Here is a 6,015-nt window from a genome sequence, read left to right as displayed (position 1 = left end):
GAAATATGCGTTGCAACACTCCACGTGACGCCTCCGTCTGAGAAATTGGACATCCGCTCATCCAGAAGGGTAACAAACTTCTCACTGTAGCGCTCTTCTCGCCCTTTGACAGTCACCAGCTTTAGTCGAACGTCTCGATCTACGGCCGCGACCTTCTCAGCCGCCGCCCTCATCGCATGCTCGAAACGAGTAAGCATTCAGTGGCTTCCTTTTGCGGGATTCTTCATCAGATCTCGGCCTTGGGCTGTAGGTTGCCAATCGGTTCTCTGTGTGGTTCGTGCGGTCTCTGTTCCCGGCTTCGTTCATGGCGATGGGACCGCATGGAAACTGCCGTGATTTTTCTGAAGACCTTCCTTCAGTCGCGCGAGTCTGTCTGATCGATTCACCAGCGACTTCTGAGAACTGCAAAACGTTAAGTTTAATCCGGATGCCGACACCAAAATTCCTTGGCTTCAACGACTACCTATCGTCGTCATCCACCGGCCAATCACTGTCAGGCGCTTGCCCAGCAAGAATTCGTTGCGACCCATTCACGATTGCTTCCAGCATTCTACGCTGACCACTATCTAGCTTGCCATTTTTGAGATGCTTCTTTCCGGCTTCTATCAAAACCTCTAAATCATATAACTCCGGTTCTGGATGATTCCTCATGGAGTAGGTTCGAACGGGGGCACCGACACTATGAGCTGTCAATCCATCACCTACTTTGACCATAAATTCCGCGTTATCTTGCATCCCAGAAGCAAGCCATGCCTTGGGTTCTGCGGGTGTGGCCAAGTATGCCCAGGCCCTTGCTATATCGAAATAGTACGGCGCGGATAATAGGCGGCCCTCGGCCGCCGCCGTCAATATCTTCGATAACAGTATTGGCCCAAGCTTGTCGAAGGCATCTTTTTCGATGAGAGGGGCATCTCCGCTTTCCGCCCGAAACACCCCGATGCTTCGTCCCATATCGACAAACACGGTCGCGCAAAATGCTGCTGATTGCGCCTTTTCGAAAGCTTCAAACAATCGAATGCCTGCATCACCCTTTTGCCAAGCTTCGAGCATGTTCCTAATGAGGAAGCGGATTTGTGCCTTAGGCCCAAGGGATAGGAATGGTGGTTCCCAATCTATTGCCAGCACCTTCTCTCCGATCTTGAAAAGCTCGTCCAAGAGCGTTTGGGTCGGTCTGGCAGGATGGCGACCACGGTATCGTATCCTAAGTTCGTCCAACAATAGGCCGATCATAGGCTCGCCTTTACTGTTAAAGCGCGACAAATATTGACCCAAGGTATTCGCGATCAACCCGCTATTGTCTAAGTTTGCCAACAGCGCATCAATGACCGACTTTGGGATAGAATCCTTCGGTAGTCCCCAGCCGAAATAGGTCTCGTATCCCTCTTTGCTGCCGATGCCGCGACGCCTCATTACGTCTTCATAGGGCTCGCTGCTTATGCTATTTCCTCCCAGCCATTTTGCAGATCCGGGAAAGAGCGCAGAAAGTACATTAAGGATCTGCGGAACGCGTTCGTTGTCAGGATATCGTCGCTTGAGGTTCTCTACTGCGGCGGTCTTGGCTTCGTCTCCGGTCATTGCGAAGCGCCCCTCAGAAAACAGAAAATCGCGATTGTCGCGAACCCAGTTGAATGCCGCTTCGTCGAAGAGCTTTAATCCCTCCATTGCCAATAAGTCTTGTGCGTCGATTTCGTTTTTAAATGTGGGCCAAGCCATTTTCACCGCGTTTGCCAATTTAACAACGTCGCGAGGGGAATTTATCCATCGATGTATTCCATCTATGACAAGATATTCCCACCGACTGGTGCGGTCTTGCGTCGCAAGAAGGAAGGCGATCTCACGATCGAGAATCTTGAGCAGAGCGTGCCTCTGCGGCTGTGGCAATTCGATTTCTTGCTGAATAATCTTCTCGGCGTATTTCGGCCCGCTCCTTTGTAGGTTGCCATCAAGTGCGCTCCAGACGATCTGGCGGTCGTACGATAATATGTAAACAACATTCGGTAGCTGGCCAACCGTCTTTACCATCTGCATGATTGACCGAACCTCGTGGTCCTCAAGTCTATCTAGGTCGTCGATCGCGACCACTATGCGCCTTCGTGAATTGCGCAGCTGTAGCTTCAATTTTTCGTATGCCAACTGAACCGAAGGTTCGTCGAGAAAACGGCCGATCATGCCGTTGATAGATTTCTTCGCCATTGCACCCGCGAAGCCCGCCCCAACCTTAGTGGGATCAACCGCCATGCCGAGAGTGGCGAGCGCCTCCACAAGTGTGTCGGCTGGACCCCTAACGTGGCGCAGAAACCCTTTTCCTTGGCGCTTCCACCAGTTGTCTTTGGTGCCGAGGTTCTCGGTGAGAACCTTGAAGAACGAGGCCATCAGATCTTGGTGGCCCGCAACTATCCAGGGTCTAAAATCAATGAACCCTATTCGATTTCTTTGGTCTTCGAGTTCTTCATTAAATTTATTGATATGAGCTTTGACGAAATTGATCGTGGTCGATTTGCCGCTGCCCCAGCGACCGTGTAGCCCAATTACATAGCCATTGGGCGCGTCGAGGTCACGAATAGCGTTGAAGAGCATTTTGGCAAACGGCGCGTACCCGAGCAGGTCGTCCTGCCAAGGATTGTCTTTGGGCAGATCGTCACCAAGACTATACTTCTGTTCATTTGACATGCCATCACCCCGTCCCGATCTTCGATATCGCACAGGGCGTTGGGGCGGCCAAATCATTTTTCTATCGCGCAAGCGCAGCAGAAATCCTCATCTTCTCGGACCATTCTCATGCGGCCACTGCTCGTCTCCTCACCCCCCCCATTAACCATTCGTTAACCATTCCCTCGCTAGCGTTTACCTCTCAGTAAGGATTCGCCAGCCGTGACCTTTGCCGCCCCCCTCGAGGCCAAATCCATCCGCTTTCGTGCCCGCTCTTTCGTCGCTTTCACATTGACGCCGGAGGCGCCTTTGGACGTGTGGCTGGAGGGGCTGGATCACTGGATCGGCAACTCGCCGGGCTATTTTGCCGGGCGGCCGGTGGTGCTTGATCTCAACACTTTGAAGCCCGATGTCGCGGCGATCGAATCGCTGGTCGGCGTGCTTGGCCATCGCGGCATCCGTATCTACGCCATCGAGCTCGACGGCCACACCGCACTCGAGCCCAACCTGCCGCCGGTGCTGGTCGGCGCCAAGGAGGCGACGACGGATGGCCTGCTGCCCCGCAGGGCGCGGGAGGATGTTTCCGGAGAGGGCAAGGCCGAGAGCGGGGCGCCTGAAGCCGGCCCGGACAAGGACAGCGTCGGCAAGGCTGACGCAAGCAAGGCGGGCGATAGCGAGCCGCAGGTTGAAGCTTCGGGCACGCTGATGATCAAGGCGCCGATTCGTTCGGGCCAGGCGATCGTGCATCCGCATGGCGATGTCATCGTGCTGGGTTCTGTCGCTTCCGGCTCGGAGATCATCGCGGCGGGCTCGATCCATGTCTACGGCACGCTGCGCGGGCGCGCTTCGGCGGGTGCGCTCGGCAACAGGGGCGCGCGCATCTTCTGCCGCAAGAACGAGGCCGAGCTTCTGGCGGTCGACGGCTGGTATGTCACCGCCGAGGAGATGGAAGGCGTTTCGCGCGGCAAGCCGGTGCAGGCGTTTCTCGACGGCGACGCGTTGCGGGTTTCGACGCTGAGCTGACATTCGTTTCGATATTGGGGCGGCCGGGCCGCTCGACCAAGAAAACAACAACGGAGGCTTTTCAATGGGCAAGGTAGTGGTGGTCACCTCGGGCAAGGGGGGCGTCGGCAAGACGACCTCGACGGCGGCCCTCGGGGCGGCCGTGGCCAAGACCGGCAAGAAGGTGGCGCTCGTCGACTTCGACGTCGGCCTGCGCAACCTCGACCTGATCATGGGCGCCGAACGGCGCGTGGTGTTCGACCTCGTCAACGTCATCCAGGGCCAGGCGAAGCTCTCGCAGGCGCTGATCCGCGACAAGCGGGTCGAGACGCTGTTCCTGCTGCCGGCCTCGCAGACGCGCGACAAGGATGCGCTGACCGAGGAAGGCGTCGGCGAAGTCATCGACAAGCTGCGCTCGGTGTTCGACTACGTCTTCTGCGACAGCCCGGCCGGCATCGAGCGCGGCGCGCAGCTCGCCATGCGCTTTGCCGACGAGGCGGTCATCGTCACCAATCCGGAAGTGTCGTCGGTGCGCGATTCCGATCGCATCATCGGCCTGCTCGACGCCCGCACCTTGCGGGCCGAGCAGGGCGAGCAGATCGCCAAGCATGTGCTGGTGACGCGCTACGATGCGGCGCGCGCCTCGCGCGGCGAGATGCTGTCCATCGACGACGTGCTGGAAATCCTGTCGGTGCCGCTGCTCGGCATCATTCCGGAAAGCCAGGACGTGCTGCGCGCCTCCAACCTCGGTTCGCCGGTGACGCTGTCGGAGCCGCTCAATTCCGCTGCCAAGGCCTATATCGACGCTGCCAGGCGGCTGGAGGGCGAGGAATTGCCCGTCATCGTGCCCTTCGAGCGCAAGGGCTTCCTCGATCGTCTTTTGGGAAGGAGGGCGGCATGAACCTGCTCGACATCTTCAAGCGGCGCTCCAGCGCCCCGGTGGCGCGCGAGCGGCTGCAAGTGCTGCTCGCCTATGAGCGCCGCAACCGCAGCCAGCCCGACCTCGTCTCCATCCTGCGCGAGGAGATCATGGCCGTCATCGCCAAGCATGTGCAGATCGACCAGGACTATCTGCAGGTCTCGATGGACCGCGGCGAGACCATGTCGACGCTGGAAATCGACATCCAGATCCCCAACAAGAGCGCCGTGCCGCTGGCCATGGCGGGGTGAGGGCAACTTAGGGGGAGCCGCGATCCTTCGCGCCCCCCTCTGTCCTGCCGGACATCTCCCCCACAAGTGGGGAGATTGGCAATTTCTGCGCTTCAGTTCTTCTTGCAACGTTGGCGATTGGCGAAAGCCCGCATGACGTCCAATCTCCCCGTGTGGGGGAGATGTCCGGCTGGACAGAGGGGGCGCTGTCCCGCCGGCAGAACCGGCTTCGCACCCTCGCACCGCATCGCTCGCGCCGTCCAAACCCCTAAAATGTCCCAAATTTACCTTTGTGCCGACGGGGCTTCCCCTGCGCAAGCAGCGGATGTAAGGATATATTAGCAATTTATTAAGTTCTAAGCGAGGTATGCGTAAGGGGAGTTTGGTGATGAACTTCAGAGGCCTGATCAAGCGTGCTGAAGACGTGGATAAAGCAATCCAGGACCTGCAGATCGATTTGGCGGACGCGCTGGATGCAAGTCTCGACGCCGACGACCTGGCGCCGCCAGAGAGCGACGATGTGCCGGATGCCCAGGCGGCATCCGATGACGGGCCACCCCAGGCCGATGCGGCAAATGACGACAATGCCGGGAATGCCGAGGATGCGGGCGCTGCGGACAGTTCCGAAACCGCGCCAAGACTGACCGCCCATACACAGACCCGGCTGGCTGCATTGAGCGCCTTCGAGGGACTCTTCCACGACGCCAGGGACTATCTGGAGGAGATCAACGACAAGCTGTCGGAGATCGGCACCTCACACCATCTGACGCGCGAATTCCTCAACATCCTGCACAGCGACATCCTGCGCGCCAACGAGCTGGAGGTCGCCAATGCCGCCCTGGCCGCCGAACAGAGGGCTCTGTCGGAGAAGCTGCACGACGCGACGCGAAAGCTGCGCGAGCGTGACGGCGCTTTCGAAGCGCTGCAGCAGCGCGAGACAAGCCTGGTCCAGGACCGGGAGACGCTTCGTGCGGCACTTGCCGCGGTCAGGCTGGAACTCGTCGAGACAGCCAATGCGAGCTCCAAACGCGAGGCGGAGTTCGGCGACATCGCCAAGCGGCTGACCGCCAGGACGGTCGAGGCCAACAGGCGCTTGCGCGAAAGCAAGATGCTGCGCGAAAAGCACGTCAACCTGTCGATCGAACTCGACAAGGCGCTGAAGCGGGAATCGCAGGCGCGCCACAGACTCGACGAGCTGTCGGCGGTCCATGCCAC

The 6,015-nt window shown here is 58.6% G+C and carries 5 protein-coding genes and 1 pseudogene; 4 read left to right on the top strand and 2 right to left on the bottom strand.

Features of this window, described 5'->3' with window-relative positions:
• A partial coding sequence (locus EN991_RS40335) for a hypothetical protein (protein WP_206519221.1) occupies positions 1–197 on the bottom strand: 197 nt, incomplete at its 3' end.
• Between the two features lie 262 nt (positions 198–459).
• Positions 460–2,670, bottom strand: a complete 2,211-nt coding sequence (locus EN991_RS20100; RefSeq protein WP_164753780.1) for a P-loop NTPase fold protein — start codon at positions 2,668–2,670, stop codon at positions 460–462.
• A 201-nt stretch (positions 2,671–2,871) separates the two neighbouring features.
• Between EN991_RS20100 and minC the strand changes: the two genes are divergently transcribed.
• From minC to EN991_RS20075, 4 genes and pseudogenes are all read left to right on the top strand, one after another.
• Entirely contained in the window at positions 2,872–3,672 is an 801-nt protein-coding gene (gene minC / locus EN991_RS20095; RefSeq protein ID WP_127369379.1) for a septum site-determining protein MinC, read from the top strand.
• Positions 3,673–3,736: 64 nt separating this feature from the next.
• Complete coding sequence (gene minD, locus EN991_RS20090) at positions 3,737–4,552, top strand: septum site-determining protein MinD (RefSeq protein ID WP_013530671.1); 816 nt, start codon at positions 3,737–3,739, stop codon at positions 4,550–4,552.
• The gene (gene minE / locus EN991_RS20085) at positions 4,549–4,821 is read left to right on the top strand and encodes a cell division topological specificity factor MinE (RefSeq protein WP_024501686.1); all 273 of its coding nucleotides are present in this window, start codon (positions 4,549–4,551) and stop codon (positions 4,819–4,821) included. Before minD ends, minE begins: the two co-directional genes overlap by 4 nt.
• A gap of 367 nt (positions 4,822–5,188) precedes the next feature.
• A pseudogene (locus tag EN991_RS20075) lies at positions 5,189–6,015 on the top strand (hypothetical protein); the annotation flags it as partial.

Origin of the sequence: Mesorhizobium sp. M7A.F.Ca.US.005.03.2.1 (assembly GCF_003997795.1) — a bacterium.
In the GTDB taxonomy this organism is placed as follows: domain Bacteria; phylum Pseudomonadota; class Alphaproteobacteria; order Rhizobiales; family Rhizobiaceae; genus Mesorhizobium; species Mesorhizobium ciceri.
Note: the sequence above shows the minus strand (reverse complement) of the source record. Positions and strands in the feature narration are given on the sequence as shown.

What these genes read in the sequence shown, in the direction of transcription:
- EN991_RS20100 (WP_164753780.1), bottom strand. Translation starts at nt 2,670, where the DNA reads ATGTCAAATGAACAGAAGTATAGTCTTGGTGACGATCTGCCCAAAGAC.
- minE (WP_024501686.1), top strand. Translation starts at nt 4,549, where the DNA reads ATGAACCTGCTCGACATCTTCAAGCGGCGCTCCAGCGCCCCGGTGGCG.
- minD (WP_013530671.1), top strand. Translation starts at nt 3,737, where the DNA reads ATGGGCAAGGTAGTGGTGGTCACCTCGGGCAAGGGGGGCGTCGGCAAG.